We start from the raw sequence: 1,291 nt of genomic DNA on the forward strand, positions 1-1,291 counted from the left end.
TATTTGGGATGTTTATTGGCGCTATTCTAGTCGGAACCATTACAGATTTAATTGGACGAAAGTGGACACTTATATGCTGTTTAGTTCTTTTTTCTATCACAATGGGCTTAGCTGCAATTGCTCCTTCTCCTGAATTATTTGGGCTATCTCGATTTATCGGAGGAATCGGATTAGGCGGTGTTATCCCAACAGCTTCCGCACTTACTGTTGAATATTCACCAAAAAAACGACAATCTTTTATTTATGCTCTTATGTTTACCGGCTATCCTTTAGGTATCGTGTTAGGTGCTATTTTATCCATGTTTATGTTAGAAGATTTCGGATGGAGAATTATGTTTGGCATCGGCATGATTCCGCTACTCCTCATTCCTTTCATTATTCGTTATTTACCTGAGTCCATTCAATTTTTATTGTCGCGGAATCGACAAGAAGAAGTGAACAAAATTCTTAATCGCTTTCAAATTGAATTCCATGTAAAAGATGAAATTTCCGAAGCACCATCTAATATACAAAAGAAAAATGGATTTCTTACGTTATTCTCAAAAGAATACATAAAAGCAACGCTACTTTTTTGGATCACTTATATAATGGGAATGTTTTTAATATACGGTTTAAATACTTGGTTACCACAGATGATGCGTCAGGCAGGATATCCTCTTGGATCTAGTTTATCATTTCTACTTATGCTAAATATTACTGCAGCTATCGGCGCATTATTTGCCGGGGCGATTGCCGATCGTATAGGAGCAAAAATTGTTATTAGCATCTCCTATCTTATGGCAGCCATATGTATTGGACTACTAACAATTAAACCATCTGTTACAATCATTTATCTTTTAATTGGTCTTGCTGGAATTGGATCAGTCGGTATTACTCAAATATTAAATGCTTATGTAACACAATACTTCCCATCACATATACGAGCTACCTCCTTAGGCTGGGGACTTGGACTTGGCCGAGTTGGTGCAATTGCTGGACCTATTCTTGTCGGTATTATTATGACAATGCAATATAACTTAGCATGGAATTTTTACTTATTCTCTTTTGCAGGTCTTATCGCAGCTATATCTGTTTTCTTTATTCCTACAAAATAAAGTGAAACTTTAATCAGTGTTGAGGTGCATCCCCAGCTGATTATTAGTCCACACCAATCAGGCGTTTACGGGCAGTAAGGCTCCCACAAATAGCGGGATAAAAAAAGAGCACAAATTTACTGAAGTGACCCCTAAAAGTTAGACACGGTTATTTCATTAGGCAGCTTGATCCAAATGAGTCCGGTATTGCACCGGGC

General features: G+C 37.4%; 1 protein-coding gene. It reads left to right on the plus strand.

Annotation, left to right across the window (positions count from 1 at the left end):
• Window positions 1-1,094: MFS transporter (locus JDS92_RS30005; RefSeq protein WP_242476059.1), on the plus strand; the 1,094-nt coding region annotated here is incomplete at its 5' end.
• Between the last annotated feature and the right edge of the window lie 197 nt (window positions 1,095-1,291).

Origin of the sequence: Bacillus cereus group sp. N12 (assembly GCF_016483575.1) — a bacterium.
Taxonomy (GTDB): domain Bacteria; phylum Bacillota; class Bacilli; order Bacillales; family Bacillaceae_G; genus Bacillus_A; species Bacillus_A toyonensis.